Annotated in this window: 26 protein-coding genes and 3 pseudogenes; 21 read left to right on the top strand and 8 right to left on the bottom strand. The window is 73.7% G+C overall.

Annotated features, from left to right (window positions below; genetic code table 11):
• Nucleotides 1-128: 128 nt before the first annotated feature.
• Nucleotides 129-722: a TetR/AcrR family transcriptional regulator gene (locus tag ACH4T9_RS23630; RefSeq protein WP_396673484.1), complete on the bottom strand. Its 594-nt coding sequence runs from the start codon at nt 720-722 to the stop codon at nt 129-131.
• Nucleotides 723-982: 260 nt separating this feature from the next.
• Here ACH4T9_RS23630 and ACH4T9_RS23625 point away from each other — a divergent pair.
• The 12 genes and pseudogenes from ACH4T9_RS23625 to ACH4T9_RS23570 all read left to right on the top strand — a co-directional run.
• Nucleotides 983-1,819, top strand: a pseudogene (locus ACH4T9_RS23625) (CoA transferase subunit A); the annotation flags it as partial.
• A 95-nt stretch (nt 1,820-1,914) separates the two neighbouring features.
• Nucleotides 1,915-2,667, top strand: coding sequence for a CoA-transferase subunit beta (locus tag ACH4T9_RS23620; RefSeq protein WP_396673781.1), 753 nt, complete (start codon nt 1,915-1,917; stop codon nt 2,665-2,667).
• Nucleotides 2,664-3,737 carry an NAD(P)H-dependent flavin oxidoreductase gene (locus ACH4T9_RS23615; protein WP_396673483.1) on the top strand — a complete coding sequence of 358 codons (1,074 nt, stop codon included), beginning with the start codon at nt 2,664-2,666 and terminating at the stop codon, nt 3,735-3,737. Before ACH4T9_RS23620 ends, ACH4T9_RS23615 begins: the two co-directional genes overlap by 4 nt.
• Before the next feature lie 110 nt (nt 3,738-3,847).
• Nucleotides 3,848-4,615 (top strand): SDR family oxidoreductase, encoded by a 768-nt coding sequence (locus tag ACH4T9_RS23610; protein WP_396673482.1) that lies wholly within the window; start codon nt 3,848-3,850, stop codon nt 4,613-4,615.
• A gap of 31 nt (nt 4,616-4,646) precedes the next feature.
• Complete coding sequence (locus ACH4T9_RS23605) at nt 4,647-5,090, top strand: MaoC family dehydratase N-terminal domain-containing protein (RefSeq protein WP_396673481.1); 444 nt, start codon at nt 4,647-4,649, stop codon at nt 5,088-5,090.
• On the top strand, nt 5,087-5,545 hold the full coding sequence (locus ACH4T9_RS23600) for a MaoC/PaaZ C-terminal domain-containing protein (protein ID WP_396673480.1): 459 nt from the start codon (nt 5,087-5,089) through the stop codon (nt 5,543-5,545). The genes ACH4T9_RS23605 and ACH4T9_RS23600 overlap by 4 nt, the downstream gene beginning before the upstream one ends.
• Nucleotides 5,542-6,279: an enoyl-CoA hydratase family protein gene (locus tag ACH4T9_RS23595; protein ID WP_396673479.1), complete on the top strand. Its 738-nt coding sequence runs from the start codon at nt 5,542-5,544 to the stop codon at nt 6,277-6,279. The genes ACH4T9_RS23600 and ACH4T9_RS23595 overlap by 4 nt, the downstream gene beginning before the upstream one ends.
• A complete protein-coding gene (locus tag ACH4T9_RS23590; protein ID WP_396673478.1) occupies nt 6,280-7,413 on the top strand; it encodes an acyl-CoA dehydrogenase family protein in 1,134 nt (377 codons plus the stop codon).
• A 26-nt stretch (nt 7,414-7,439) separates the two neighbouring features.
• The gene (locus tag ACH4T9_RS23585) at nt 7,440-8,432 is read left to right on the top strand and encodes an acyl-CoA dehydrogenase family protein (protein ID WP_396673477.1); all 993 of its coding nucleotides are present in this window, start codon (nt 7,440-7,442) and stop codon (nt 8,430-8,432) included.
• A gap of 8 nt (nt 8,433-8,440) precedes the next feature.
• The gene (locus tag ACH4T9_RS23580; protein WP_396673780.1) at nt 8,441-9,385 is read left to right on the top strand and encodes an enoyl-CoA hydratase; all 945 of its coding nucleotides are present in this window, start codon (nt 8,441-8,443) and stop codon (nt 9,383-9,385) included.
• A gap of 104 nt (nt 9,386-9,489) precedes the next feature.
• Nucleotides 9,490-10,461, top strand: coding sequence for a pirin family protein (locus ACH4T9_RS23575; protein WP_396673476.1), 972 nt, complete (start codon nt 9,490-9,492; stop codon nt 10,459-10,461).
• Between the two features lie 75 nt (nt 10,462-10,536).
• A complete protein-coding gene (locus ACH4T9_RS23570) occupies nt 10,537-11,202 on the top strand; it encodes a hypothetical protein (RefSeq protein ID WP_396673779.1) in 666 nt (221 codons plus the stop codon).
• Nucleotides 11,203-11,419: 217 nt separating this feature from the next.
• Here ACH4T9_RS23570 and ACH4T9_RS23565 read toward each other — a convergent pair whose 3' ends face one another.
• Both ACH4T9_RS23565 and ACH4T9_RS23560 read right to left on the bottom strand, forming a co-directional pair.
• Nucleotides 11,420-12,067 carry a DUF1345 domain-containing protein gene (locus tag ACH4T9_RS23565; protein WP_396673475.1) on the bottom strand — a complete coding sequence of 216 codons (648 nt, stop codon included), beginning with the start codon at nt 12,065-12,067 and terminating at the stop codon, nt 11,420-11,422.
• Between the two features lie 25 nt (nt 12,068-12,092).
• The gene (locus tag ACH4T9_RS23560; RefSeq protein ID WP_396673474.1) at nt 12,093-12,362 is read right to left on the bottom strand and encodes a DUF2795 domain-containing protein; all 270 of its coding nucleotides are present in this window, start codon (nt 12,360-12,362) and stop codon (nt 12,093-12,095) included.
• 199 nt (nt 12,363-12,561) lie between these two features.
• Here ACH4T9_RS23560 and ACH4T9_RS23555 point away from each other — a divergent pair, with 199 nt between their 5' ends.
• Complete coding sequence (locus ACH4T9_RS23555; RefSeq protein ID WP_396673473.1) at nt 12,562-12,975, top strand: DUF2267 domain-containing protein; 414 nt, start codon at nt 12,562-12,564, stop codon at nt 12,973-12,975.
• A 72-nt stretch (nt 12,976-13,047) separates the two neighbouring features.
• Here the strand turns inward: ACH4T9_RS23555 and ACH4T9_RS23550 are convergent, their stop codons facing one another.
• Nucleotides 13,048-14,253, bottom strand: a complete 1,206-nt coding sequence (locus tag ACH4T9_RS23550; RefSeq protein WP_396673472.1) for a CaiB/BaiF CoA transferase family protein — start codon at nt 14,251-14,253, stop codon at nt 13,048-13,050.
• A gap of 260 nt (nt 14,254-14,513) precedes the next feature.
• On the opposite strand from ACH4T9_RS23550, the gene ACH4T9_RS23545 reads away from it, so the two are divergent.
• The 6 genes from ACH4T9_RS23545 to ACH4T9_RS23520 all read left to right on the top strand — a co-directional run bounded on the left by ACH4T9_RS23545 (nt 14,514) and on the right by ACH4T9_RS23520 (nt 20,475).
• Complete coding sequence (locus ACH4T9_RS23545) at nt 14,514-15,533, top strand: TerC/Alx family metal homeostasis membrane protein (RefSeq protein ID WP_396673471.1); 1,020 nt, start codon at nt 14,514-14,516, stop codon at nt 15,531-15,533.
• A gap of 169 nt (nt 15,534-15,702) precedes the next feature.
• Complete coding sequence (locus ACH4T9_RS23540; RefSeq protein WP_396673778.1) at nt 15,703-16,293, top strand: sulfite oxidase-like oxidoreductase; 591 nt, start codon at nt 15,703-15,705, stop codon at nt 16,291-16,293.
• The gene (locus tag ACH4T9_RS23535; protein ID WP_396673470.1) at nt 16,290-17,036 is read left to right on the top strand and encodes a ferredoxin reductase; all 747 of its coding nucleotides are present in this window, start codon (nt 16,290-16,292) and stop codon (nt 17,034-17,036) included. Before ACH4T9_RS23540 ends, ACH4T9_RS23535 begins: the two co-directional genes overlap by 4 nt.
• A 64-nt stretch (nt 17,037-17,100) precedes the next feature.
• Nucleotides 17,101-17,394, top strand: coding sequence for a DUF6510 family protein (locus tag ACH4T9_RS23530; protein ID WP_396673469.1), 294 nt, complete (start codon nt 17,101-17,103; stop codon nt 17,392-17,394).
• A 213-nt stretch (nt 17,395-17,607) separates the two neighbouring features.
• Complete coding sequence (locus tag ACH4T9_RS23525; RefSeq protein ID WP_396673468.1) at nt 17,608-18,765, top strand: ThiF family adenylyltransferase; 1,158 nt, start codon at nt 17,608-17,610, stop codon at nt 18,763-18,765.
• A 408-nt stretch (nt 18,766-19,173) separates the two neighbouring features.
• Complete coding sequence (locus ACH4T9_RS23520) at nt 19,174-20,475, top strand: NAD(P)/FAD-dependent oxidoreductase (protein ID WP_396673467.1); 1,302 nt, start codon at nt 19,174-19,176, stop codon at nt 20,473-20,475.
• Nucleotides 20,476-20,551: 76 nt separating this feature from the next.
• Here the strand turns inward: ACH4T9_RS23520 and ACH4T9_RS23515 are convergent, their stop codons facing one another.
• From ACH4T9_RS23515 to ACH4T9_RS23505, 3 genes and pseudogenes are all read right to left on the bottom strand, one after another.
• Complete coding sequence (locus ACH4T9_RS23515; protein ID WP_396673466.1) at nt 20,552-21,610, bottom strand: AI-2E family transporter; 1,059 nt, start codon at nt 21,608-21,610, stop codon at nt 20,552-20,554.
• Nucleotides 21,611-21,672: 62 nt separating this feature from the next.
• Nucleotides 21,673-22,461, bottom strand: a complete 789-nt coding sequence (locus ACH4T9_RS23510; RefSeq protein ID WP_396673465.1) for a spermidine synthase — start codon at nt 22,459-22,461, stop codon at nt 21,673-21,675.
• A gap of 75 nt (nt 22,462-22,536) precedes the next feature.
• A pseudogene (locus tag ACH4T9_RS23505) lies at nt 22,537-23,187 on the bottom strand (DUF2267 domain-containing protein); the annotation flags it as partial.
• A gap of 208 nt (nt 23,188-23,395) precedes the next feature.
• On the opposite strand from ACH4T9_RS23505, the pseudogene ACH4T9_RS23500 reads away from it, so the two are divergent.
• A pseudogene (locus tag ACH4T9_RS23500) lies at nt 23,396-23,723 on the top strand (hypothetical protein).
• A gap of 70 nt (nt 23,724-23,793) precedes the next feature.
• Here the strand turns inward: ACH4T9_RS23500 and ACH4T9_RS23495 are convergent.
• On the bottom strand, nt 23,794-24,129 hold the full coding sequence (locus ACH4T9_RS23495) for an STAS domain-containing protein (protein WP_396673464.1): 336 nt from the start codon (nt 24,127-24,129) through the stop codon (nt 23,794-23,796).
• A gap of 238 nt (nt 24,130-24,367) precedes the next feature.
• On the opposite strand from ACH4T9_RS23495, the gene ACH4T9_RS23490 reads away from it, so the two are divergent.
• Entirely contained in the window at nt 24,368-26,110 is a 1,743-nt protein-coding gene (locus ACH4T9_RS23490) for a SpoIIE family protein phosphatase (RefSeq protein WP_396673463.1), read from the top strand.
• Nucleotides 26,111-26,123 lie beyond the last annotated feature (13 nt).

Raw genomic sequence — 26,123 nt, 5'->3', positions numbered from 1 at the left:
GTGCCCGCGCCGCCCGGCGCCGACTGCCCGGCCGGTAAGGCCGCTGGGTTGCCGACGCCGGGCAGCGGTTCCATGCGGGAACACGTTGTCCGGCTCGCCCGCTGCCTCATGCGCCGGGAACGGGCCGGTCAGGCCCGGGTGGTGGTGAGCCCGTCCAGGAACAGTGAGGTGCAGTCCTCGGCCAGGCTGGCGATGGGGTAGTCCTTGCTGGGCTTGAACCAGCGCACCGACAGCCACACGGCGTCCCGGATGAGCCGGTAGAGGATCTTCGGGTCGAGATCGGCCCGGAAGGCGCCCTCGGCGATGCCTGCCTCGATGACCTGTAGCCAGCTGTTCTGCACCTGCTTGCCGGCGGACTTCAGATAGCTGAACCGGTCGAGTTGAAGCAGGTAGTTGACGTCATTCTGGTAGATCTCGGTGGCGTGCGGGTGGGCCTCGACCACTTCCAGGGAGGCCGCGACCAGGTCGTGCAGCTTGTCACGGGGATTGGTCTCCAGCTTCAGCACATCCTCGTAACGGGTCCGGAGGTCCTCCAGATAGGACGAGATGATCTCGTCGACCATCGCTTCCTTCGAATCGAAATGGTGGTAGAGGCTGCCGGAGAGGATGCCGACCTCGTCGGCGATCTGGCGGACGGTGGTCGCGGCCACGCCCTTCTGGGCGAACAGGGAGGCGGCGCTGCCGAGGATCGCCTCGCGCCGGTCTACAGACTCTCGCGCCATGTTTTTCTCGCAGACAGCTCGACGGAATAGAGGGTATCGCTCGTTGGGGACTACGAGAGGTGCCCCGACTCAACGGCCCCCGGAGTGTACCGACGCCCGTTGTGGTGTACCGCTCGCCGCCGAGTGTAGCGCAACCAACCAAGCGCTTGCTATGTTGGCGCCAACCGGATCACCGGAGTCGAGACGCGCGGATGCTGGTCGATCCGACGGGCCCATCCGACGGTGAGTGGCCAGGCAGTACCAATGGCAAGAAGGTGGCGATGGCGAACAAGCGAATGACCGAGGACGAGGTCGTGGCGGAGCTGCGCTCCGGGATGACCGTCGGTATCGGAGGTTGGGGATCGCGGCGTAAGCCGATGTCTCTGGTTCGGGCGATTCTGCGCTCCGACCTCACCGATCTGACCATCGTCGGTTATGGCGGTCCAGACGTCGGCCTGCTGCTCGCGGCAGGCAAGGTGCGCCGGCTGATCTACGGCTTCGTCTCGCTCGACTCGATCCCGCTGGAGCCGCACTTCCGGGCCGCCCGGCAGGCCGGCACCGTCGAGGTCACCGAGTACGACGAGGGCATGCTCCAGTTGGGTCTGTACGCGGCGGCCTCCCGGCTGCCCTTCCTGCCCACCAGGGCCGGGCTCGGCTCCGACGTGCTCCGGGTCAACCCCGACCTGCGGACCGTTGTGTCCCCGTACGAGGGCGCCGAGGAGTTGGTGGCCGTACCGGCGTTGCGGTTGGACGCCGCGCTGGTGCACCTGAACCGGGCTGACATGCACGGCAACGCCCAGTTCCTCGGCCCCGATCCGTACTTCGACGACCTCTTCTGCCAGGCCGCGGACCGGGCCTACGTCTCCTGTGAGCGGATCGTGGCCACCGAGGAGTTGACCGCCACCGCCTCCGTGCACACCCTGCGGGTCCAGCGCTGGATGGTGCGGGGCGTCGTCGAGGCGCCCAACGGGGCGCACTTCACCTCCTGCGACCCGGACTACGGGCGGGACGAGAAGTTCCAGCGGGAGTACGCGACAGCGGCCGCCGATCCGGCTGCCTGGGTTGAGTTCCGGGCGCGCTACCTGGACACGGACGAGGCCGGCTACCAGGCGGCGGTGCGGAACCGGCAGACAGCGCAGACATCCGGGGCTCCGGCGGTCGCCAGCGGCAGGGGAGAGGGCAAGTGAGCGACGTGGGCAGCGGCGGTGCGGCGGTGCGGAGCGCGACCAGGGCGGAGGTCTGTGTCGTCGCCTGCGCCGAGGCGTGGCGCGGGGACGGCGAGATCCTGGCCAGTCCGATCGGGCTGATCCCGATGATCGGCGCTCGGCTGGCCCGTGCGACGTTCGAGCCGGACCTGCTCCTCTCCGACGGGGAGGCGTACCTGACCCGGGGCACCTGGGCGATCGGCGAGGCTCCGCCGGTGATCGAGGGCTGGATCCCGTTCCGGAGCATCTTCGATGTGATCTACGGCGGCCGGCGGCACGTGATGATGGGGCCGAGCCAGATCGACCGCTACGGCAACACCAACATCTCCGCCATCGGCGACTTCGACCGGCCCAAGGTGCAACTGCTCGGGGTCCGGGGGGCGCCGGGCAACACCGTGCACCACCCCACCAGCTACTGGGTGTCTCGGCACAGCGCTCGGATCTTCACCGCCACCGTCGACATGGTCAGCGGAGTCGGCTACGACCGGGCCGCCGCTGCCGGCGACGTGGTGACCCGCTTCCATGAACTGCGCCGGGTGGTCAGCAACCTCGGCGTCTTCGACTTCGCCACCCCGGACCACCGGATGCGACTGGTCTCGGCGCACCCCGGCGTCACCGTGCCCGAGGTGCTGGCCGCCACCGGGTTCGAGCTGGTCGTACCCGAGGACGTGCCGGAAACCAGGTTGCCGACGGCCGAGGAACTGCGTCTGATCCGTGAGGTCATCGACCCCCGGGACGCCCGATCGAAGGAAGTCCGTTGACGGCGGCGCTGCACACGCGGATCTGCGACCTCTTCGGAGTGCGCTACCCCGTCGTGCAGACCGGCATGGGCTGGGTCTCCGGAGCGCGGCTGACCTCGGCCACCGCCAACGCCGGCGGGCTGGGCATCCTGGCCAGCGCCACGATGAGTCTCGCCGAGCTGGAGTCGGCGATCCGTGAGACGAAGGAGCTGACCGGGGCGCCGTTCGGGGTGAACCTGCGCGCCGACGCCCCGGACGTCCTGGACCGGGTCGCGCTGCTGATCCGCGAGCGGGTGAAGGTGGCCTCCTTCGCGCTCGCGCCCAAGCCCGACCTGATCGCCCGGCTCAAGGACGCCGGTGTGGTGGTGGTGCCCTCGGTGGGCGCCCGCCGGCACGCGGAGAAGGTCGCCGGCTGGGGCGCGGACGCGGTGGTCGTACAGGGCGGTGAAGGCGGTGGTCACACCGGCCCGGTGCCGACGACCCTGCTGCTGCCGCAGGTGGTCGACGCGGTGGACATCCCGGTCATCGCGGCCGGCGGCTTCTTCGACGGTCGCGGTCTGGTGGCGGCGCTCGCCTACGGTGCTGCCGGGGTTGCGATGGGCACCCGCTTCCTGCTGACCAGCGACAGCGACGTGCCGGATGCGGTCAAGCAGCTCTACCTGGGTGCCTCGGTGACCGACACGGTGGTCACCGACGCGCTGGACGGCGTACCACAGCGCCTGCTGCGTACCCCGTTCGTGGACGGGTTGGCCGACGCGGGCCGGGCCCGGCGGCTGGGCCGGGCGCTGCGCAGCGCGATCGCCTTCCAGAAGCTGACCGGCACGCCGTGGCGGGACATGGTTCGGGAGGGGCTGGCCATGCGCGGCTCGCACGGTCTGGCGCTGAGCCAGGTCCTGCTGGCGGCGAACACCCCGATGCTGCTCAAGGCTGCGATGGTCGACGGTCGACCGGAGCTCGGCGTGATGTCCACCGGTCAGGTCAGCGGCCTGATCGACGACCTGCCGAGCTGCGCCGAGCTGATCGACCGGATCATGGACCAGGCTAGGACGGTGCTGGTGACGTTCGGCGCGGACGCCGATGCCGGCGTATGAGATCGAGGGGTTCGTCCCGGTGGCCGACCCGACCGCCCACGCCACTGTTTGCCCGGATCAGCCTGGGCGTCTGCCCGGACCAGCCGGGACGTGACCGTTAAGGAGTACCAGTGTCCGCACCCACCAGTCATCAACTGCTCGCCGGCCGCACCGTGCTGGTGACTGCCGCCGCCGGCACCGGCATCGGCTACGCGACCGCCGAACGGTGCGCCCAGGAGGGCGCCCGGGTGGCGATCAGCGACCGGCACGAGCGCCGGCTCGCCGAGGCCGCCGAACGGCTGGCCGAGGTGATGGGCAGCGAGCCGGTCTCGGTTGTCTGCGACGTCACCGACGAGACGCAGGTACAGCGGATGTTCGACACGGTGATCGACCGTTACGGGCACCTCGACGTCCTGGTCAACAACGCCGGACTGGGCGGCACCGCCGAAGTGGTCGACATGACCGACGAGCAGTGGCACAGCGTCCTGGACGTCACCCTGACCGGCACGTTCCGCTGCACCCGGGCCGCGCTGCGGCACATGATGCCCCGGCGGACGGGCGCCATCGTGAACAACTCCTCGGTCATCGGCTGGCGCGCCCAGGAGGGTCAGGCGCACTACGCGGCGGCCAAGGCCGGCGTGATGGCGCTGACCCGCGCCTCCGCGCTGGAGGCAGCCAAGGCCGGGGTACGGGTCAACGCGGTCGCCCCGTCCCTGGCGATGCACCCGCACCTGTCCAAGGTCACCACCGAGGAGCTGTTGGCCGAGCTGACCGGCCGGGAGGCGTTCGGTCGGGCGGCCGAACCGTGGGAGGTCGCCAACGTCATCGTCTTCCTGGCCAGTGACTACGCCTCCTATCTGGTCGGCGAGGTCATCTCGGTCAGTAGCCAGCACCCCTGAGGTACCCAGCACCCCGAGACGGGAGAGCCTGATGGTAGATGTCGCGGCGAAGGGCCGTACCGGAACCGAGTTCGGCATGGAGATCGAGCGCGGGAAGATCCGCGAGTTCGCGGCGGCGATCGGCTCGGTCAATCCGGCCTACCTGGCGGACCCGGCGCCGGTCAGCCCGGCCACCTTCCTCACCACGATGGTCTTCTGGCAGTCCGAGGACGCCGACCCCTGGCGGGAGGTGCGGATGGACCCCACCCGGGGACTGCACGCCGAGCAGGAGTTCATCTTCCACGGTCCGCCGCCCCGGGCCGGGGACAAGCTCACCTGCCGGTCGCGGATCGAGGACATCTACGACAAGGAGGGCCGGCGGGGTCGGCTCACCTTCGCCGTCATGGTGACCGAGTTCCGTGACGAGACCGGACGGCTGGTCGCCGAGGCGCGGCTGACCGGGGTGGAGACCGCCGGGCTGGGGGAGCCGTCATGAGCACGAACACGAGTCCGAGTCCGAGCGCCAACACCAGTGCCGCTGTCGTTCCCGAGCCGCTGGTCCACGGGCCGCTGACCCGTACCGACCTGGTCCGCTACCAGGGCGCGTCCGGGGACTTCTACGCGATCCACCACGACGAGCCGTTCGCCCGCGCCGCCGGGCTGCCGGCGCCGCTGGCGCTGGGCATGCTCTCCGCCGGCCTGCTGGCCACCTGGGCCACCGACTGGCTCGGCGTCGACGCCGTGCGCCGGTACCGGGTGCGCTTCGCCGCGCAGGTCTTCCCCGGCGACACCCTCACCTGCACCGGCCAGGTGGTGCGGGAGTACGAGCAGGACGGGGAAGCCCGCCTCGACCTGGAGCTGACCTGTAGTACCCAGAGCGGCGCGGTGGCCGTCCAGGGCTGGGCGACGTTCGTGGCCGGACGGTCACCGAAGGCGGAGGAACAAGCATGATCAGTACAACGGTGGACGGCGACGGGGTCGCCGAGGTCGTGATGGAATACCCGCCGGTCAACGCACTCCCGGTCGCCGGCTGGTTCGGTCTGGCCGAGGCGCTCACCAAACTGGGTGCCGATACCGCCGTACGGGCGGTGGTGATGCGCGCCGAGGGCCGGGGCTTCAACGCCGGGGTGGACATCAAGGAGTTGCAGGCGGCCACCGACTTCGGTGCGTTGATCGAGGTCAACCGGGGCTGCGCCGCCGCGTTCGCCGCCGTCTACGACTGCCCGGTGCCGGTCATCGCCGCCGTGCAGGGCTTCTGCCTGGGCGGTGGCATCGGCCTGGTCGGCAACTCGGACATCATCGTCGCCAGCGACGACGCCACCTTCGGCCTGCCCGAGGTGGACCGGGGCGCGCTCGGCGCGGCCACCCACCTGTCCCGGCTGGTGCCGCAGCACCGGATGCGGGCGATGATGTACACCTCCGCCACCGTTACCGCCGCCGAGCTGCACGCCTACGGCTCGGTGCTCACCGTGGTGGCCCGCGCGGAGTTGCGAGCGGCGGCGCTGGCCGTAGCCGGGGAGATCGCCGCCAAGAACCCGACGGTGATGCGGGCGGCCAAGGCGTCGCTCAACGGCATCGACCCCTGGGACGTCAAGCGCAGCTACCGCTACGAGCAGGGCTTCACCTTCGAGCTCAACCTGTCCGGTGTGGCCGACCGGGTCCGTGACGAGTTCGGGCGGTCCTGAATGGAGCTGACCGACACCCCGACCGAGGCGGCGTTCCGGGTCGAGGCCCGGGAGTGGCTGCGGGCCAATGTGCCCGCTACCCCGCTGCCTTCCGGCGACACCCGGGAGGGGTTCGCCCGGCACGTCGAGTGGGAGAAGCAGCTCTTCGCGGCGCGGTGGTCGGCGGTTTCCTGGCCAGCCCGGTACGGGGGGCGCGACGCCTCCCTCTGGGAGTGGCTCATCTTCGAGGAGGAGTACTACGCCGCGGGTGCCCCGCAACGGGTCACCCAGAACGGGATCTTCCTGCTCGCCCCCACCCTCTTCGACTTCGGTACGCCGGCACAGCAGGACCTGCTGCTGCCCCGGATCGCCGCCGCCGAGGACCTGTGGTGCCAGGGCTGGTCCGAGCCGGAGGCCGGCAGTGACCTGGCCGGCATCACCAGCCGGGCGGTGCGCGACGAGGCGGCCGGTGGCTGGCGACTCACCGGGCAGAAGACCTGGACCACCCGGGGTGCGTTCTGCACCCACCTCTTCGGGCTGTTCCGCACCGACCCGACCGCGCAACGGCACCGGGGACTGACCTACTTCCTGGTCCCGCTGGACACACCAGGGGTGACCGTACGCGGCTTCGGTCGGCTCGACGGCGACGAGGGCTTCGCGGAGGTCTTCCTCAACGACGCCTTCGTGCCGGACAGCGCCGTCCTGGGCGGGGTCAACGAGGGCTGGCGGGTCGCGATGGCCACCACCGGCTCCGAGCGGGGACTGACTCTGCGCTCGCCCGGCCGGTTCCTCTCCGCCGCCGACCGGCTCGTCGAACTGGCCCGGTCCCGTCGCCTGTCGTCCCGATCGCGGGACCGGGTGGTCCGGTCCTGGATCAACGCGCAGGCGTACCAGCTCTTCACCCTGCGCCAGGTCAGCGAGCTGCTGGCTGGCCGGCAGCCGGGGGCCAGGTCCAGCCTCAACAAGCTGTTCTGGTCGGAGCTGGACATCGACCTGCACGCCACCGCCCTGGACCTGCTCGGCCCCGCCTCCGAGCTGGACGGGCCGTGGAGCCGGGGTTTCCTCTTCGCGCTCTCCGGGCCGATCTACGCCGGCACCAACGAGATTCAGCGCAACATCGTCGCCGAGCGGGTGCTCGGTCTGCCCCGGGCCTGACGGTCCGGTTCCCCGTAGGGAGGGACATGCACTTCGCTCTCACCGAGGACCAGGTCGCGCTGCGCGACACGGTCCGGGAACTGCTCGCCGCCCAGTGCCCTCCCGACGTGGTACGGGCGGCCTGGCCCGCCGGGGAGCCCACCGCGCTCGACGGGCTCTGGGACGCGTTGGCGACCATGGGCGTCTTCGGCGCGGCGGTGCCCGAGGAAGCCGGCGGGCTCGGCCTGGACGAGACCGATCTGGTGCCGCTGCTGGAGGAGTTCGGCTACGCGGCCGTGCCGCTGCCGGTCGCCGAGACCGCCACGGTGGTGGCGCCGTTGCTGGCCGCTGCCGGTGACCGGCGCCTGCCGGCTGTCCTGTCCGGGGTCACCCGGGTCGCCCTGGCCGGTGCCGACCGCCTCGTCCCGTACGGCCTCCGGGCCGATCTGGTGCTCGTGCTCACCGACACGCAGGCCCGGCTCGTCGCGCCGCAACCCGATTCGGTGCTGCCCACGGTGGACGGCTCCCGGGCGTTGACCAGGCTGTCCGACGCCACCGGGGAACTGGTCACCGATGATCCGGAGTTGGTGTCGTCGGCCCGCCACCGGGCCGAGTTGGCCACCTCGGCCCAACTGGTCGGGCTTGGCCGGCGGATGCTCGACCTGACCGTGGAGTACGTCGGCCAGCGCCGCCAGTTCGGGGTGCCGATCGGCAGCTTCCAGGCGGTCAAGCACCATCTCGCCGACGCGCTGCTGCGCATCGAGTTCGCCGCTCCCGCCGTGCACGCTGCGGGGTGGGCACTTGCCCGGCGGCACCCTGGCCGCGCCACGGACGTCTCGATGGCGGTGGTGCTGGCGAGCGAAGCGGCCCAGGACGTGGCACGGGCGGCGATCCAGTGTCACGGGGCCATCGGCTACACCGTGGAGTACGACCTGCATCTCTATGCCAAGCGCACCTGGGCGTTGGCGGCCGGGTGTGACGTGGACGCGCACCTGGACCGGCTGGCCGGCGCGCTCGACCTGAAGGAGGAACCCGCGTGAGCGACGAAATGGCGCGCGGCGTGCGCGACGAAGGTGCTGGGCGCGATGCGGTCGACGAGGTGGTGCGTTACACGGTCGACGGCGGGGTCGCGACGGTCACCATGAACCGGCCGAGGTACCGCAACGCCCAGAACTCGGCGATGACCTACGCCCTGGACGACGCCTTCTACCGGGCGGTCGCCGACGACGAGGTCAAGGTCATCGTTCTGGCCGGAGCGGGGGAACACTTCTCGGCGGGCCACGACATCGGCACGCCGGGCCGGGACATCGACACGTCCTTTCCGCGCCGGGCCGGTCTCTGGTGGGACCACGTCGGCAAGAGCGGCGCGGACAGCCGGTTCGCCCGGGAGTCCGAGGTCTACCTGGGGATGTGCCGGCGCTGGCGGGAGATCCCCAAGCCGACCATCGCGATGGTGCAGGGCGCCTGTGTCGCTGGTGGGCTGATGCTCGCCTGGTGCTGCGACCTGATCGTGGCCGCCGACGACGCGTTCTTCGCCGACCCGGTGGTCCGGATGGGCATTCCCGGCGTGGAGTACTTCGCCCATCCGTGGGTGATGGGGCCACGGTTCGCCAAGGAGTTCCTCTTCCTCGGCGAGCGGGTCCCGGCCGCGCGAGCCCTGGAACTGGGCATGGTCAACCGGGTGGTGCCCCGGGACGCGCTGGCCGAGTCCACCCATGCCATCGCCCACCGGATCGCCGAGATGCCGAGGCTCGGGCTGGCGCTGACCAAGAAGGCCGTCAACCAGGCCGAGGACCTGATGGGCCTGCACGCCGGGATGGACTCGGTCTTCGGGCTGCACCACGTGGCGCACGCGCACAACGCCGAGGTCGGCACCGACTCGCTGGCCGGTCACGACGCCCGCTCCATGCGGGATGCCGCCGGCCGCGCCCCCGGTTCCAGCGCTACCGGCTCTCAGGAGGGCACGGCCGCCGGTGCGGAACGCCCCGCATGATCGGTCGGTACGCGGGTGGGGTCGCCCCGGTCGCCGGGACGCCGACGGTGCGGATGAGGGGCCGATCCGGCGACCGTCGAGGGGCCTGAGCGTACAGTCGGACGGTGGACCGTACCGAATCCCTGCCGGCACAGACGCGACCGCCCGGCGTGGCGCCCGCCGATCCGGGCAGCGTGCTGCTGCCCGGGCACGACGTGCCGCTCGGCCGCTACACGACGGTGCGTCGGCTGCTGCCGCAGCGCCGGCGGCGGATGGTCGGGGCCTGGTGCTTCGTCGACCACTTCGGGCCGGACGACGTCGCCGAGCGGCCCGGGATGGAGGTGCCGCCGCACCCGCACACCGGGTTGCAGACGGTCACCTGGCTGCTCGACGGGGAGATCGTGCACCGGGACAGCCTCGGCAACGTCCAGCCGATCCGGCCGGGGCAGCTCAACGTGATGACCTCCGGCCACGGCATCGCCCACTCGGAGCGGTCACCGGCGGCGCATCCGCCGGTGATGCACGGCGTACAGCTCTGGGTGGCCCTGCCGGACCCGGCGCGGGCGGCGGCGCCCGACTTCGCCCACCACGAGAACCTGCCGGTGTGGCGCGACGGCGACCTCGACGTCACGCTGCTGGCCGGTGAGCTGGGCGGGGAGCGGTCCCCGGCGGTGCTGCACACCCCGCTGGTCGGCGCGCAGCTCACGGCCCGGGGCGCGGCGCCGGCCCGGCTGTCGCTGCGCCGCGACTTCGAGTACGGCCTGCTGGCGATGTCCGGTTCCGCCCAGGTGGGTGACGTGCCGCTGGAGCCGGGCGCGCTGCTCTACCTCGGTGCCGGCCGGGAGAGCCTCACCCTGAGCGCGGCGCCGGGCAGCCGGCTGCTGCTGCTCGGCGGGGCGCCGTTCGAGGAGCCGCTGGTGATGTGGTGGAACTTCGTCGGCCGGTCGCACGAGGAGGTCGCCGCGGCCCGCGAGGACTGGGCGGCCGGCCGCCGGTTCGGGACGGTGGCCGACGACGCGGCGCCGCCGCTCCCGGCGCCCGCGCTGCCGACCACCCGGCTCAAGGCCCGCACCCGGCACGGCGACATCCGGGCCTGAACCCCGGGCGGGGCCGGGCGGCACAAGCGCCGGCGGGTGGAGGCGTGGCAGGTGGCGACGCGGGTAGTCGCGGGCATGCCGACCACCGCGATCTCCAGCCTCGAGGACAGGAAACGACTGGCTCGCCGGCTCGCCGGCAGCGGGCGAGGGTTCGCCGAGCAGTACGGGTTCCGGGTCACCAACAATCCGTCCAGCCTGTTCCAGCTCCTCGTCCTGTCGGTCCTGCTGGCCCGGCGGGGCGACTTCCGGCGGGCCCTGGACACCGCCGCCGCGCTGCGCGACGCCGGCTGGGACAGCGCGGCCCGGATGGCCCGTTCGCTGCACGCCGACCGGGTGCGGGTGCTGCGGGCGGCCGGGCAGCGCGGCGACGTGGACGCCCTCGCCGACACCCTGGGCGACCTCGCCCGTTCCGTGGTGGATCGGTATCGGGGCGACCTGCGCCGGCTGCGCGGCGCGGCGCACCACGATCCGGCCGGCGAGCGGGCGCAGCTGGCCGAGCTGCCCGGGGTCGACGCCGGGGTGGTAGACCTGTTCCTGCGCGAGGCGCAGGCGCTGTGGCGGGAGGTGGCCCCGGTGGCGGACCGACGGGCGCTCGCGGCGGCCCGCCGGCTCGGCCTGGGGCGGTCCGCGACCGATCTCGCCCACCTGGCGGGCGGCGGCGAGTCGGAGCGGCTGGCCTGGCTGGTCGGCGCGCTCGCCCGGGTGGACCTGGAGAAGCGGTACGGCGAGCTGACCGACTGAACGTGTGCCGGCCCACAGTTCCTCGAAATTTGACCGTAAGTACGATGGTGGAAGCTATGATGATCTCGGCAGTCGAGTTCGCCCGGTTCGGGCGGACGTGGCCGCCCGGCGGTGCGACCCGGTTCGGGTCGCGGTCACCGCCGGGGGACAGGTTCTGCGTGGCGCCCCAGGTCGCGGTTCGTGGCCCGGGGCGCCCGCCTGTCTCCGGCCGGCCCGCTCACCTGACGAGCCCGGCCAGCAGGTTCACCGTCGCGGCGATGATCACCGCCCCGAACAGGTACGACACCAGCGCGTGCCGCAGCACGGTCGTACGCATCTCGTTGCTGGTCAGGTTCGTGTCGGAGACCTGGAAGGTCATCCCCACCGTGAACGCCAGATAGGCGAAGTCCGAGTAGCGCGGGCGCTGCGCCTGGTGGAACATCACCCCGCCGTCGGGTCCGCCGTAGTAGATCCGGGCGTACCGGGTGGTGAAGACGGTGTGCACCACCAGCCAGGACAGCAGCACGCTGGCCACACCCAGCATGCTGTAGGCGTCCCGGGGCGGCCCCGGTCGGGCGCTGCGCGCGGTGACCAGCACGACCGCGACGGCGACCAGGCTGGCCAGGCAGGCGACCAGCAGCAGCAGGTCGCGGGTGGGCCGGTTCGGGTCCTCGCGTACGGCGAGCCGGGCGGTCCGCTCGGCGTCCGACGGCCACAGCGTGCGCCAGACCAGGACCAGCCAGCTCAGGGCCGCCGCGTCCCAACCCACGAGGGGGCCGAGCGACGGCGGGCCGACGAGCGCGAACAGGCCGCCGCCCAGCCCACCGGCCAGCCCGAGCACGGCGAGCTGGACCACCGCCGGGGTGTGCCCGTCCCTGCCGCGCACTCAGCCACTCCCGACGGCGCGGCGCTCAGATGCCGCGCAGGTGCTGCGAGACCCGGGTGTGCGGGTTGCGGGCCTGTGCCGCACGCTGCGACCTGCCGATCTCCGGGGCGGCGTCGATCTTGGCGGAGCGGGCCACCTCGTTGCCGTTGGCGTAGTCGACCGGGGGCAGGGCCCGCAACGCGCGCAGCACGTCCGGCGGCGCCCCCTCCCGCTGCGCCTCACGTACCACGTCGGCCTTCTCGGCCGGGTAGTCGAGGCTGGACAGGTACCGCAGGACGTCGTCGTAACTCGCCATGGTGTGGGCTCTCCTCGCCGGTTCGATCCGGTTCACGACTTCACGACCGGCCGCGGTTACCCACCCGCCGGTCGCCCACGCCCGTCCGTCGCGGGGAAATTCGCGGACCCGGCCCGTCCGGGTCGATCCGGCCGGTCGCCGTTTCCGGCCCCGCGGGACGGGTACGCGACCGGCCCGATGCAGCGGAAGGAGCACCGCCATGAACTACGACACCTTCGTCGAACAGGTGGCCCTGCGGGCACAGGTCCCCGGGGAGCGGGCCGTGGAGCTGACCCGCGCCACGCTGGAGACCCTGGCGGAGCGGCTGACCGGCGGCGAGGTGCTCGACCTCGCGGCCCAGCTGCCGAAGCCGTTGCAGTTGGTCCTGCGGCCGAGCCCCGACACCGAGGCAGCCGACCGGTTCGGCGCGGGCGAGTTCGTGGCCCGGGTCGGCCAGCGGGCCGGCCTGGACGAGCGGGCCGCCCGGGACGCCGTCCGGGCGGTGTTCGTCACCCTGCGCGAGGCGGTCAGCGGCGGGGAGTTCGACGACATCGTGGTCCAGATGCCGCGCGACTACCGGGACATGGTCGAGCCGGCGCTCGCCCCGGGGGCGGCCGTCCCGCGCCGTCCCTGACCAGCCGACCCACCCCGGCGGCAGCCCTCAGGCCACCGCGTCGGTGACCCTCAGGCGACCCGACGGCGGCCCTCAGGCGACCGCGCCGGCGGCGCGCAGGGCGGCGATCCGGTCGGCGGCGAGACCGGCCTCCGCCAGCACCTCGTCGGTGTGTTCGCCCGGGTGCGGCGGCGGCCGGCGCAGCGCCGTCGGCGTGCCGGTGAACCGGGGCGCGGGCGCCGGCTGGATCGCCCCGGCGTGCTCCACGAACACCCCCCGGGCCGCCAGGTGCGGGTGCTCCGGCGCCTCCCGCCAGTCCAGCACCGGCGCGACGCACGCGTCCGAGGAGCCGAGCAGCGCCGTCCACTCGTCGCGGGTACGGGTGCGGAACAGCCGCGCCCACGCCGCGCGCAGCGCCGGCCAGTTCGCCGGGTCGTCGCGGTCCGGCGCCTCGTCGCCGGGCAGCGGGAACCCGGTACGCCGGACCAGCTCCGCGTAGAAGCGGGACTCCAGGGCGCCGACGGCGAGGTAGCGGCCGTCCGCACACTCGTACGTGTCGTAGAACGGCGCGCCGCCGTCGAGCAGGTTGACCCCGCGCGGGTCCTGCCACAGGCCGAGCCGGCGCAGCGCGTGGACCTGGGTGGACAGCACCGCCACCCCGTCCACGACGGCCGCGTCGACCATTTGCCCGGGCGCTCCGGCCCGGACGGCGTACAGGGCCGAGACGATGCCCAGGGCCAGCATCATCCCGCCGCCGCCGAAGTCGCCGAGCAGGTTCAGCGGCGGCACCGGCCGCTCGCCGGACCGGCCGATGCCGTGCAGCGCCCCGGTCAGGGCCAGGTAGTCGATGTCGTGCCCGGCGTACGGGGCGAGCGGGCCGTCCTGCCCCCAGCCGGTCATCCGCCCGTACACCAGGCGGGGGTTGACCGCACGGCAGTCGGCGGGGCCCAGGCCGAGTCGCTCGGTCACCCCGGGGCGGAAGCCCTCGACCAGCGCGTCCGCGCGGCCGACCAGGGCCAGCACCGCGTCCCGGCCGCCGGCCGACTTCAGGTCCACCGCGACCGAGCGGCGGCCCCGGTTGAGCAGGTCCGGGTGCGGGGTGCCGAACGCCGACGGGTCGACGTCGGTGGCCCGGTCCACTCGGACCACGTCCGCGCCCAGGTCGGCCAGCATCATCGCGGCGAACGGGCCGGGGCCGATGCCGGCCAGCTCGACCACCCGCACCCCGGCCAGTGGGCCGGCCCCGCCGCCGCCGGCCGCCGACCGGCCCGCGTCGGGGTGGCTCACGCGCTCGTCCATCGGGCCACCATAGGCGTTTCGCGTTGTCCCGTAAGGCGCGGGGAATCCGCCCCGCGCGTCCCGGCCCGATCACCGCTGGTGACGGCCGGGGTCGCGGCTTGGCGAGTCGACCGGGCTGGCCTAACCTTGTCGCACGAGGGGAGTACTTCCCACGAATCATTCCGGTCAGTACGGCGTGCCCGGAGCACGCCTCGGGTGGTTGCCCACGGGAACGTGGGTGAAGGAGACCTCGAACATGAGACGGTGTTCGAGGGGATTCCATGACCGAATTGTCTTATCTGTCCGCCGGTGAGTTGTCATCGGTGGGCACGCCCACGCTCTGGGCGGTCACCATCGCCGGCGTGCTCGCGCTGCTGGTGCTGGACTTCCTCGTCACCCGCAAGCCGCACGAGGTGTCGCTCAAGGAGGCGCTCGGCTGGTCCGCCTTCTACATCGCCCTGCCGCTGGCCTTCGGCGCCTGGGTCTGGTCCCGCTTCGGCTCCCAGCAGGGCGTGGAGTACCTGACCGGCTACCTGGTCGAGAAGTCCCTCTCGGTCGACAACCTGTTCGTCTTCATGCTGCTGCTGGCGGCGTTCGCGGTGCCCGCCGCCCTCGCCCAGCGGGTGCTGCTCTACGGCATCGCCGGCGCGCTGGTGCTGCGGGCGATCTTCATCGCCCTCGGCGCGGCGGCCCTGCAGACCCTCGACTTCGCCTTCCTGATCTTCGCGGCCATCCTCATCGTCACCGCCGTCAAGCTGCTCCGTGACGCCGTCTCCGGCCACGAGCAGACGGTGGACATCAACAAGATGCGGTCGGTGCGGCTGCTGCGCCGGTTCATGCCGGTCGTCGAGGAGTACCAGGGCACGAGGATGGTCGTCCGGCAGAACGGCCGCCGGGCGCTCACCCCGCTCGCCCTCGTGGTGGTCGCGGTGTTCGCCACCGACATCGTCTTCGCCGTCGACTCGGTGCCCGCCGTGTACGGCATCACCGAGGACCCCTACCTCGTCTTCGCCACCAACGCCTTCGCCCTGCTCGGCCTGCGGGCGCTGTACTTCGTGCTGCACGCCGCGCTGAGCCGGCTGGTGCACCTCAGCTACGGCCTGGCCTTCATCCTCGCCTTCATCGGCGTCAAGCTCGGCCTGCACTGGGCGCACGGGATCTGGCCGGGCGTGCCGCAGATCCCCACGCTGGCCTCGCTCGGGGTGATCATCGGCGTGTTGGTCGTCGTCACGTTCACCAGCCTCCGGGCCACCCGCAACGCCGCAGCGGGCGACAAGGAGACCGTCGCCGACCGGCACTGACCGCGCGGACGGCCGGGCGTCACCGCCCGCCGTCGACATCGGCCACGCCGCGACGGGCGTGGGCGGGACTCCGGCCCGACCCGCGTCCGTCGTGGTCGTCCGCCCCGGCGGGTCTGGGCGATCGGTGCCGTCGCGATCCGGCAGGTGGTACGACTGACTGGTGGGAATCGTGTCACCGGGCTTCCAGGGCCGGCCCCGCTCGGCGGAGCCCGCCCTGCCGCCGGGGCAGTACCTGACCGAGGACTTCCCGGTGCTCTCCGCCGGCCCCACCCCGAAGGTGCGGCCGGGCACCTGGGAGTTCGTCGTCACCACCGAGACCGGCGCGGAGCGCCGCTGGTCCTGGGCCGAGTTCACCGCCCTGCCCCAGGACACCCCGACCGTCGACATCCACTGCGTCACCCGCTGGTCCAAGCTCGCGACGACCTGGCAGGGCGTCTCGCTGGACGTCCTGCTCGACGGCGTCGACACCGACGCGGCGTACGCCCTGGTCCACTCGTACGGCGGTTACACCACCAACCTGCCGCTGGCCGACCTGCGCGGCGGCCGGGCCTGGGTGGCGCACCGCTTCGACGGCCGCGACCTGCCCGCCGAGCACGGCGGCCCGGCCCGGCTGCTGGTGCCCCACCTCTACTTCTGGAAGTCCGCGAAGTGGGTGCGCGGCATCCGGCTCAGGACCATGGACGAGCCCGGCTTCTGGGAGACCGCCGGGTACCACGCCTACGGCGACCCGTGGCGCGAGCAGCGCTACACCGGCGATTGAACGCCCCGTCGAACGCCCCGCTGACCTGGCGGGTGGCCCGGCTGGTCGAGCGGCGGGGCGAGACGCCGACCGCGCGGACGCTCGTCATCGACGCGCCCGGCTGGCCCGGGCACCTGCCCGGCCAGCACGTCGACGTCCGGCTCACCGCGTCCGACGGGTACCAGGCAGCCCGGTCGTACTCCCTCGCCGGGCCGGCCGACGGCGACCGGATCGCGCTGACCGTGCAGCGGGTGCCCGACGGCGAGGTGTCGCCGTACCTGATCGACGTCTGGGCGCCGGGCGACCCGGTGGAGGTGCGCGGCCCCGTCGGCGGCTGGTTCGTCTGGCGGCACACGGAGACCGCGCCGGTGCTGCTGGTCGCCGGCGGCTCGGGCGTGGTGCCGCTGATGGCGATGGTCCGGGCCCGCCGGGCCACCGGCAGCCGGGCGCCGTTCCGGCTGGTCTACTCGGTGCGCACCCCGACCGACGTGTTCTACGCCGAGGAGCTGCGCCGCCGCGCCCGCGACGACCGGGGCCTCGACGTGGCGTACGTGTACACCCGGGCCGCGCCCGACGGGTGGCGCGGCGAGCCGCACCGGATCGGGCTGGCCGACGTGAACGTCCACGGCTGGCCGCCCGACCTGGAGCCGCTCTGTTACGTCTGCGGGCCGACCGGCTTCGTCGAGACGGTGGCGGACCTGCTGGTGGGCCTGGGCCACCAGCCCCGGCGGGTCCGTACCGAACGTTTCGGCCCGACCGGTTGACCGAGGCCCGGCCGGACGTGGCCGGCACCGGCCGATCCGGCCCCGACCCGCCCGAGGAGACCCGATGACCGAGATGACCTACCTGGACGGCAACATGCTCGACGGCCCGCTGCGCGAGCTGTTCGCCGTCGACCTGAGCACCGCCACCGGGCGCTGCCAGTCGTGCGGCATGACCGGCCCGCTCGCCGGCCTGCACGTCTACCCGCACGCCCCCGGCCTGGTCGCCCGCTGCCCGGCCTGCGCGGCGGTGATGCTGCGCCTGGTCCGGGCGCCCGACCGGGCCTGGCTGGACCTGCGCGGCACCACCTACCTCCAGGTGCCCATGCCTCCCGACCAACCCCGGCCCCGGCCCCTCTGACGCGCCGTCGCGTCGTCGATCCGCGCGATGCCGGTGCCTCCCGACCGCCTGATCGGCGGCGGCGGTGGTCCGGTGCCGGGCCACTGCGGTGCCCGTAGGGGCGGCGCGGGTACCCGACCGGCCACCGATCGGCCACCGGGTGTTGCGCTCCCCGGCCCGACTGCGCGAGGCTGATCCCCGGGACAGCGATCTGCCGTTCGGGGGCGAGGATCGATGGCATCACTGGCGACGTCCGGGTGGCATCCCCAGGTCAAACCCGAGCACGGCCTGCACCGGCTGCCGGGCGGCCGGATCCGGGTGGGCGGATCGGTCTACGGCATCGCGGCCGAGGTGCTCGATCCCACCGGCGCGATCTGGACGACGCTGTGTGCCGCCGACGGCACCCGCGGCGTCGAGGAGATCGTCCGGCAGGTGCTCGCCGCGCACCCGGGTGAGAAGGCCGGCGCCGTCCGCGCCGCGCTCGACCTGTTCGCCGCCGCCGGGTATCTCACCGACGCGGTCGCCCCCGACCCGCCGGAACTCACCGACCGGGACCGGGAGCGCCACGATCGCGGCCGCCGGTTCCACCGCTGGATCGACCTGGTTCCGCGCGCCACCTCCTGGGAGCCGCAGCTCGCCTTGAAGCGCTCCCGGGCGGTCGTGGTCGGGCTGGGCGGCACCGGCGGGGCCGCCGCGCTCGCCCTGGCCGCCGGCGGGGTCGGGAGGCTGCACTGTGTCGACCCCGACGTGGTCGAGCTGTCCAACCTCAACCGTCAGACCATGTACGCCGAGGACGACATCGGCCGGCCCAAGGTGGACGCCGCGGTGGCCCGGCTGCGCCGGCTCAACTCCGACATCGAGGTCACCGGCGAGCGGTCCGAGGTGCGCGGGCCGGGCGACCTGCGTCGGCTGGTCGCCGGCTGCGACGTGCTGCTGCTCTGTGCCGACCGGCCGGGCGCCATTCGGGCCTGGGCCAACCAGGTCTGCCTGGGCACCGCGACCCCCTGGGTGGACGCCGGGTACCACGGCCCGGTGGTGACGGCGGCGGCGTACCTGCCCCGGGTGGGTCCGTGCTACGAGTGTTTCTGGCTCGCCGAGCACGACAAGCGCCGCCGCGACGACCCGGCCGCCGAGTACACCGTGCAGCGGGAGAGCAGCAGCGCGGTCAGCGCGTCCTCGGCCGGCCTGTCCGGGCACCTCGCCGCCCACCTGGCGACGGCCCTGCTGACCGGCGTGCCGGCCGTCCGGCCCGGTCAGCTCCAGGGGATCAACCTGGTCGCTCCCGACCAGCACTTCCTCATCGCCCACCCGCCGCACCCGCGCTGCCCGGCCGGCTGCGGCGGGACACCCGTCGACGCGGCGGTCGTCGCCGGCCGGTCGGCGGGCCGATGAGGGTCGAGGCCGTCGACTGCTGCCGGGTCTGCCGCACGAGCTGCGCGCCCGGCCCGGTCCCGATCCCCGCAGAGGGAGGTGGGACCGGGCCCGACCCCCTCGGAGGGAGGTGAGAACAGTGGAGCAGATAGTCATCCGGAAGCTGGACAAGGTGGAGACGACCGGTGCGAGCAACCCCAGCGGCAACTGAAACCGGGGCCCGCGCCCGACCCCCCAAAGACGTGCCGCCGGGCGGCATCGGCAGCCTGGTCCACCTCGACACCCGGCTGGTCGGCGGTGGGGTGCTCCCCCCGCGCCTTCGGCCGCTGCCGGTAGGTCGAGGCGATCGCGCCGGGACCGCCCACGTCCGGCTCCAGCCGGACTGATTCCTGACGTTTGCCCTGGCCGGCGGCGGGAACGGCACCCCCCATGACGAAGCCTCGGGTGGTGATCGTGGGGGCCGGGTTCGCCGGTTACCACGCGGCGAAGACGTTGAGCGGGATCGCCCGGAACCGGGCCGAGATCGTCCTGCTGAACTCGACCGACTACTTCCTCTACCTACCGCTGCTGCCCGAGGTGGCCGCCGGGGTGGTCGAGCCCGGCCGGATCGCGGTGCCGCTCAGCGGCACCCTCGACGGCGTGCGGGTGGTCGTCGGCGAGGCCGACCGGATCGACCTGCAGAACCGTTGGGTCGGCTACACGATGCCGGAGGGCGACCAGGGCCGGCTCGCCTACGACCGCCTGGTGCTCGCCGTCGGCAGCGTCAACAAGCTGCTGCCCATCCCCGGCGTCACCGAGTACGCCCACGGCTTCCGCGGCCTGCCCGAGGCGCTCTACCTGCACGACCACGTGGTACGCCAGATCGAACTGGCCGAGCTGACCGACGACCCGGCCGAGCAGCGGGCCCGCACCACCTTCGTGGTGGTCGGCGCCGGCTACACCGGGACCGAGGTGGCCGCGCACGGCCAGCTCTTCACCGACCGGCTCGTCACCCAGCATCCGCACCTGAGAGTCCGGCCCCGCTGGATGCTGCTCGACGTGGCCCCCCGGGTGCTGCCCGAACTGGATCAGCGGATGTCGGTGACCGCCGACCGGGTGCTGCGCCGGCGCGGCGTCGACGTGCGGATGGGCACGTCGGTGGCGGAGGCCACGTTCGACGGGGTGCGGCTGACCGACGGCGAGTGCGTGCCCACGTGCAGCCTGGTCTGGTGCGTCGGGGTGCGCCCCGACCCGTTCGTCGCCGAGCTCGGCCTGCGCACCGAGAAGGGGCGTCTGGTGGTCGACGAGTACCTCACCGTCCCCGGCTTCCCCGAGGTGTACGCCTGCGGCGACGCCGCCGCGGTGCCCGACCTGACCCGCCCCGGGCAGGTCTGCACCATGACCGCCCAGCACGCCCAGCGCCAGGGCAAGCTGGCGGCGCACAACATCGCCGCCTCCTACGGGCAGGGCCGGCGTCGGCCGTACAAGCACCACGACCTGGGCTGGGTGGTCGACCTCGGCGGCAAGGACGCCGCGGCGAACCCGCTGAAGGTGTCGCTGTCCGGGCTGCCGGCCAAGGCCGTCACCCGCGGCTACCACCTGCTGGCCATGCCGGGAAACCGGGCCCGGATCGGCGCGGACTGGCTGCTCGACGCCACCCTGCCCCGCCCGGCCACGCGGCTCGGCCTGGTGCCCGCCAACGCCGTGCCGCTGGAGAGCTCGTCGCCGGAGGTCCCGGTCCGGCTCGGCTGAGCGCCCGGCGTTTCTTGTGATCACCCGCCGGCACGATCACCCCTTCGCGGCGCGATCACCCCCTTCGCCGGCGCGATCAGCGTTCGTCGGCCGGGCGCGGGCGGCGGCTCCTCGGCCCGAACTCGCGTAGCAGCAGCTGCCCGATCCCGGCGGCCGGGATGGCCAGTAGCGCCCCGATCAGACCGGCCAGCTCCGCCGCGAACAGCACGCTGGCCAGCACGGTCAGCGGGTTCAGCTGGACCGCCCGCGCCATGATCACCGGTTGCAGCAGATGGTTCTCCACCTGCTGGTAGACCACGAAGAACACCAGCACCACGATCCCGGCGGTGGGGGAGTGCAGGAACCCGGCGCCGCCCGCGAGGATGGCCCCCAGGGTCGCACCGACCAGGGGCAACAGGTCGGCGATCGCCACCAGCAGCGCGATCACCCCGGCGAACGGCACCCCGGTCAGGACGAGCACGAGGAAGGTCAGGACGCCGCAGATCACGCTGATCAGCAGGTTCCCGGTCAGGTAGCCGGTGACCACCCGGGACACGCCTTGGCCGATCCGCCGGGCCCGGCCCGCCGCCCGGTCGCTGAGCAGTGCGGTCACGCCTGCGGTGATCCTCGGGGCCTCCAGCACCATGAGGTACGCCAGCACGATCACGGTGATCAGCCCCGCGAGGGTTTCCAGCACGCGCCGGACCAGCCCGACGGCGGGCTCCCGCAGTTGGCTGCCGTACTGCTCGATCTGGTTGGAGTGGCCGGCCAGGTACCGCCGCAGCCGTAGCCGCTCCAGCGCCTCGCCGACCGGGCCCCGCCCCGCCCGGGTCTCCCGCAGCAGGTCCGGCGCCCGGTCGGCGAACCGGCCCAGCTCGTCCACCAGCGGCAGGAAGATCACCGCGATCAGCGCGGTGAGCACCCCGAACGCGGCCAGGAAGATCACCAGGGTGGCCAGCGCGCGGCGTCGCACGAAGCGGCGTTGCACGCCGTCGACCAGGGGCTTCAACGCGACGGAGAAGAACGCCGCGACCACGGCCCAGACCAGCAGCCGCCGGGTGGCCCAGATCAGGAACAGTCCGAGCAGGGTGGCCAGCACCAGGCCGATGACGATCGCGGCCCGCCGGGCGGTGACCCTGTCGTCGGCGTTCCTCATCCGGCGCGGCTACCCCCGCCGACGGGCCGGAAACCCATTCACGGTGGGCGGCCCGGGGCGGCTCAGGTGACGCCGAGGGAGTCGTCGGTGCCGGCGCGGGCGCCGCCGACGAACTCGTCGAGCGTCGGCCCGTGCAGCACCTGACCGGGGACCGGGTCGCGGGCCGCCCGCGCGGCCAGCCGGTCGGCCGGCAGCCGGCCCGCCCGGCCGGCGGCGAGCACCACGTTGCCGTAACGCCGCCCGCGCAGCATCCGCCGGTCGGCGACCAGGCACACGTCGGCGTACACGGCCCGCAGCGTGGCCACCCGGGACCGGGTGAACACCAACGGGGGCAGGTCGGTGACGTTGACCAGCAGGATGCCGTCCGGGCGGAGCACCCGGGCCACCTCGGCGGCGAACTCCACGCTGGCCACGTGCCCCGGCATCCGGGCCGCCCGGTAGACGTCGGCGAGCACCAGGTCGTACCCGCCGGGCGGGGCCGCGGTCACCGCCTCGCGGGCGTCGGCGACGACGACGCGTACCCCGGCTCCCGGCGCGGGCAGCTCGCGGCGGACCAGCTCGACCACGGCCGGGTCCCGCTCCACCACGAGCTGGGCGGAGCCCGGCCGGGTCGCCCCCACGTAACGGGGCAGGGTCAGGGCGCCCCCGCCGAGGTGCAGCGCGTCGACCGGGGCGCCGGGCGGCGCCGCCAGGTCGACCACGGCGGCCATCCGGCGGACGTACTCGAAGTGCAGGTGTCGGGGGTCGGCCACGTCGACGTACGACTGGGCCACCCCGCCCGCGAGCAGGGTGCGCCCGGTGCGGCGGGCCGGGTCGACCACCAGGTGCGGGCCGTCGGCGGCGGTGGGCATCCCGGCACCTTAGCCGCCGGGGCCGTACCCCGGCGGCGGGCCGGCGGGCACGACTGCCCGCCGGCCCGGGCCTCAACCGCCGGCCGCCGAGCCGAGCAGGTCGCGCAGCCCGTCCGGTACGTGCAGCGAGGCGACCAGGTCGCCGTCCCGGTCGGCCAGCGCGGCGAGCGTCGCCTCCGCCTGGTAGCGGGCCTGCTCCGGGGTACGGCCGCTGAGCCGGGCCACCTCGGCGAGGAAGCCGGGCAGGTCGTGGTGGCGCTCGATGCCGTCCACCGGGACCACGTCGTGCAGCGACACCGGCACGGCCGTCAGCAGCCGCTCCCGTGCGGCCTGGTCCAGCGCCCAGGCCAGGGTCAACACGGTGGCCTCGGCCGCCACCTTCGCGGTGCGGAAGTCGACGCCCGCCCGCCGTCCGACGTCGTCGACCAGTTCCCGGTAGCCCACGCCGATCGTCCCCGGCGCCCCTCCGGGGCCACGCTGCGGGCGCGGCTGCGGCCGGGCGGTCGGCGCGGGAGCGGCCGGAGGTGGGGCCGGCCCGCCCCGGGTGGTGTCGGGCTTGTGCCGGCCGGCCGGCGGCGGCCCGGCCCGCTTACCCCGGTCCAGGTGCGTGAGCTGCTTGGACGCGCTGAGGCTCGCGCCGGTCTCGCTGGCCTGCCGGCCCCGTTCGCGGGACTGGCGGGCCAGCGCCCGGCGGCGCTGGTTGTCACCCTCCATCTGTTTACGCATGGCACACCTCGCCCTCTCCGGTCCGTTGTCTCGACGGGTCGCCTTCCCGGGTCGTCAAGGCCGAAACGGCCGAGCCCCCTCGGGGCGGACCGGCCGACGGCGGCCGGAGGCGGCGTCATCCGGGGCGGGTGAACCAGCCTCACCCGACCGGGCTCCACGATCGGGGTGGGCCGGAGTACTTCCGACACACGCGGAAGGGAAGGTCGTCATGAAGAGGATCGTCGAAATCGTCCCCGCCCGTCCCGGTTGGTACGCCCGCTGGCGGCTCACGCCGCAGGCGACCAGGTGCTACCAGGTGCTACCGGGTGAGCCTGTGGGCCCTGCTCGAGGAGTCCGACGGCGTCGGCCGCGAGGTGGTCGGCGTCGACTGCACCGGGCAGTGGCCCGGGGCGGACGACAACGAGGCGGGTGGGGAGTTCGTCCGTTACCTGTTCCAGACGCCCGACTCCGGACCACCGGAGGACGCGGAGCCCCCGCCGGGCGACGCCGAACGGCGGGCCGACGGGCCGCGCCTGCAACCGGTGACCGCCACCTGAGGCCACCCTCCCGGCCCCCGGCTCCTGGTCCCAGGGTTCGGGGGCCACCCCCTGCCCTCGGGCCCCGGGGTCAGCCGACGTCGCGCGCGTCGACGGCCTCGGCGTCGAGCACCTCGCTCAGGCCGGTGCGGTCGAGCAACCGCTGGAGCTGGCCGTGCACCCCGGTCAGCCGGATCGGGCCGGATCCCCTGCGGTGGATCACCACCAGCGCGCTGAGCCCCGAGGAGTCGCAGAGCCCGACGCCGTCCAGGTCGATCTCCAGCTCGTGGCAGCCGTCCCGACGCAGCTCCTCGGCGGTGGCCGTCAGCTCCGGCGCGGTGTCGAAGTCCAGCTCGCCGGTCAGCCGAAGCCGGGCGCGTCCGGCCTCGGACCGGGTCACCTCGATGGTCAACAGCGGAGAGGGCATGGGCCCATGTTCCCAGCCGCCCGCGATCGGCAAACCCCTGGGCTCAGGCGGGCGCCGCCGGCCGGCGGTCGCCTGAGCCCGAGGCAGCGGACGGGCCGGCAGGCCGGTGCGGCGGCTGGTCAATCTGGCGTCAGATGGCGGTGCCGGCACACCCGCGTAGGGTGGGGTGGGGTGGGATCAGACCACATACACCGTTTCGGTGACGGGGCGGGTGTCGAGAAGGAGTGGGGCTCAGCTGGTGACTGCTGCCGACGTCAGGGGCGCGGACCCGGGCGACGGACGGATCTCCACGCCGAGTACCGCACCGGCTCCGGCCTGGCCCGCCGACGTGCCGGTGCGACCCGCGGCCGGACTGCCGAGACTTACCCCCGACCGCGGCCCACCGACCCCGGCCTGGTCCGAGGTCGTCGAGCACTTCCGCGAGGGCCTGATCGTCTGCGACGCCCGCGGTGTGGTGCGGCACCTGAGCCCGGTCGCCGGGCGCCTGCTGCCCGAGGTGGTCGTCGGCGCGCTGCTCGCCGCGTCCGGGATCGCGGGCCTGCACGCCGCGTCCGATGTCGGCGAGTTCACCCACCACGACCGCAGACTGCGGGTCCGCCAGGTGCCGCTGTCCGCCGCCCGGTGCTGCTGGTACGTCGAGGACGTCACCGAGAGCGTCGCCCGGGCCGACGCGTTGCTCGCCGAGCGGGCCCGTTCGGCTTTCCTGGCCGTGGTGGGGGAGAAGCTCGGCAACCCGCTGCACCCCGACCGGGCCGCCGCTGCGGTGGTCCGGCTCGCCGTGCCCACCCTGGCCGAGGTGGCCGTGCTGGTGTCGGCCCCCCGCTCCGGTAGGGCCCGCTGGTGGCGGGCCACCCGCGCCGCCGCCGACGACACCTCGACCGTGGACAGCGGGGTGCTCGACGCCGTCGACCTGCCGGCCGCCATCGACGAGGCGCTCGCCGGCACCGAGCCGCACGCGCTGGACTGGCTCGTGGAGCAGGCCGTCGAGGCGGGCTGGCTGCCCGGCCTCGCCGCCGCCGAGGCCAGCGTCCGGGTGGTGCCGCTGCCGGGGCGGGACCTGCCGGCGGGCGTGCTGCTGGTCGCCCGCCGCACCGCCCGCCACCACGAGGAGGCCGACCTCGACCTCGTCCGCGCCTTCGCGGCCCGGGCGGGCGCCGCCCTGACCACCGCCGTGCTCTACCGTGACCAGGCAGAGGTCGTCGACACCCTCCAGGCCAGCCTGGTGCCGGTCGAGCCGGCCGAGACGGCCGGCGTGCAGTGGGGCACCGCGTACCGACCGGCGCAGGCCGGGCTGCGCATCGGCGGGGACTTCTACGGCTCGCACCGGCTGCCCGACGGCGGCTCGGTGTTCTTCCTCGGTGACGTCTCGGGCAAGGGGGTCGAGGCGGCCGTGTTCACCGGCCAGCTCCGCCAGTGCCTCCAGGCGCTGCACCGGGTGGAGTCGCACCCCGGCCGGTTGCTGGAGCTGCTCAACGACGCGCTGCTGGAGACCACCCTGGCGCACGGCCAGGGCCGGTTCGCCACCATGGTGCTCGGCGTGGTCCACCCCCGACGCGACGGCGGGCTCACCCTGACCATGTCCGGCGGCGGCCACCTGCCCCCGCTGGTGCTGCGCACGTCCGGTGAGGTGGAGTTGATCGGCCTCAGCGGGATGCTGATCGGCGTGGTTCCCGACCCGCGTATCGGCGAGGTGACCGTCGAGCTGGCGCCGGGCGAGACCTGCCTGCTCTACAGCGACGGGGTGACCGAGGCGCGGGGCGGCCGGCGTGGCGACGAGCAGTTCGGCACCGACCGCCTGGTCCGTGCCCTCGGCGGCTGCCAGCGGATGCCCGCCCCGGCGCTGGCCGAGCGGGTCGAACAGGTCACCTGCGACTGGCTGGCCCAGCGCGACCACGACGACATCGCCGTGCTCGCGCTGCGGGCCGTCGGGCCGCACAGCCGACCGGCCCGGCACCTGCACGCCGTGTCCTCCCCGTCCTGACCGCCCTTTCGAA

Origin of the sequence: Micromonospora sp. NPDC020750 (assembly GCF_044334565.1) — a bacterium.
In the GTDB taxonomy this organism is placed as follows: domain Bacteria; phylum Actinomycetota; class Actinomycetes; order Mycobacteriales; family Micromonosporaceae; genus Micromonospora.
This window is presented reverse-complemented; position numbering and strand designations above follow the sequence as displayed.

What these genes read in the sequence shown, in the direction of transcription:
- ACH4T9_RS23515 (WP_396673466.1), bottom strand. Translation starts at nt 21,610, where the DNA reads ATGAGGAACGCCGACGACAGGGTCACCGCCCGGCGGGCCGCGATCGTC.
- ACH4T9_RS23570 (WP_396673779.1), top strand. Translation starts at nt 10,537, where the DNA reads ATGCCGACCACCGCGATCTCCAGCCTCGAGGACAGGAAACGACTGGCT.
- ACH4T9_RS23590 (WP_396673478.1), top strand. Translation starts at nt 6,280, where the DNA reads ATGGAGCTGACCGACACCCCGACCGAGGCGGCGTTCCGGGTCGAGGCC.
- ACH4T9_RS23555 (WP_396673473.1), top strand. Translation starts at nt 12,562, where the DNA reads ATGAACTACGACACCTTCGTCGAACAGGTGGCCCTGCGGGCACAGGTC.
- ACH4T9_RS23585 (WP_396673477.1), top strand. Translation starts at nt 7,440, where the DNA reads ATGCACTTCGCTCTCACCGAGGACCAGGTCGCGCTGCGCGACACGGTC.
- ACH4T9_RS23525 (WP_396673468.1), top strand. Translation starts at nt 17,608, where the DNA reads ATGGCATCACTGGCGACGTCCGGGTGGCATCCCCAGGTCAAACCCGAG.
- ACH4T9_RS23495 (WP_396673464.1), bottom strand. Translation starts at nt 24,129, where the DNA reads ATGCCCTCTCCGCTGTTGACCATCGAGGTGACCCGGTCCGAGGCCGGA.
- ACH4T9_RS23550 (WP_396673472.1), bottom strand. Translation starts at nt 14,253, where the DNA reads ATGGACGAGCGCGTGAGCCACCCCGACGCGGGCCGGTCGGCGGCCGGC.
- ACH4T9_RS23630 (WP_396673484.1), bottom strand. Translation starts at nt 722, where the DNA reads ATGGCGCGAGAGTCTGTAGACCGGCGCGAGGCGATCCTCGGCAGCGCC.
- ACH4T9_RS23545 (WP_396673471.1), top strand. Translation starts at nt 14,514, where the DNA reads ATGACCGAATTGTCTTATCTGTCCGCCGGTGAGTTGTCATCGGTGGGC.
- ACH4T9_RS23580 (WP_396673780.1), top strand. Translation starts at nt 8,441, where the DNA reads ATGGCGCGCGGCGTGCGCGACGAAGGTGCTGGGCGCGATGCGGTCGAC.
- ACH4T9_RS23530 (WP_396673469.1), top strand. Translation starts at nt 17,101, where the DNA reads ATGACCGAGATGACCTACCTGGACGGCAACATGCTCGACGGCCCGCTG.
- ACH4T9_RS23605 (WP_396673481.1), top strand. Translation starts at nt 4,647, where the DNA reads ATGGTAGATGTCGCGGCGAAGGGCCGTACCGGAACCGAGTTCGGCATG.
- ACH4T9_RS23595 (WP_396673479.1), top strand. Translation starts at nt 5,542, where the DNA reads ATGATCAGTACAACGGTGGACGGCGACGGGGTCGCCGAGGTCGTGATG.
- ACH4T9_RS23600 (WP_396673480.1), top strand. Translation starts at nt 5,087, where the DNA reads ATGAGCACGAACACGAGTCCGAGTCCGAGCGCCAACACCAGTGCCGCT.
- ACH4T9_RS23560 (WP_396673474.1), bottom strand. Translation starts at nt 12,362, where the DNA reads ATGGCGAGTTACGACGACGTCCTGCGGTACCTGTCCAGCCTCGACTAC.
- ACH4T9_RS23510 (WP_396673465.1), bottom strand. Translation starts at nt 22,461, where the DNA reads ATGCCCACCGCCGCCGACGGCCCGCACCTGGTGGTCGACCCGGCCCGC.
- ACH4T9_RS23520 (WP_396673467.1), top strand. Translation starts at nt 19,174, where the DNA reads ATGACGAAGCCTCGGGTGGTGATCGTGGGGGCCGGGTTCGCCGGTTAC.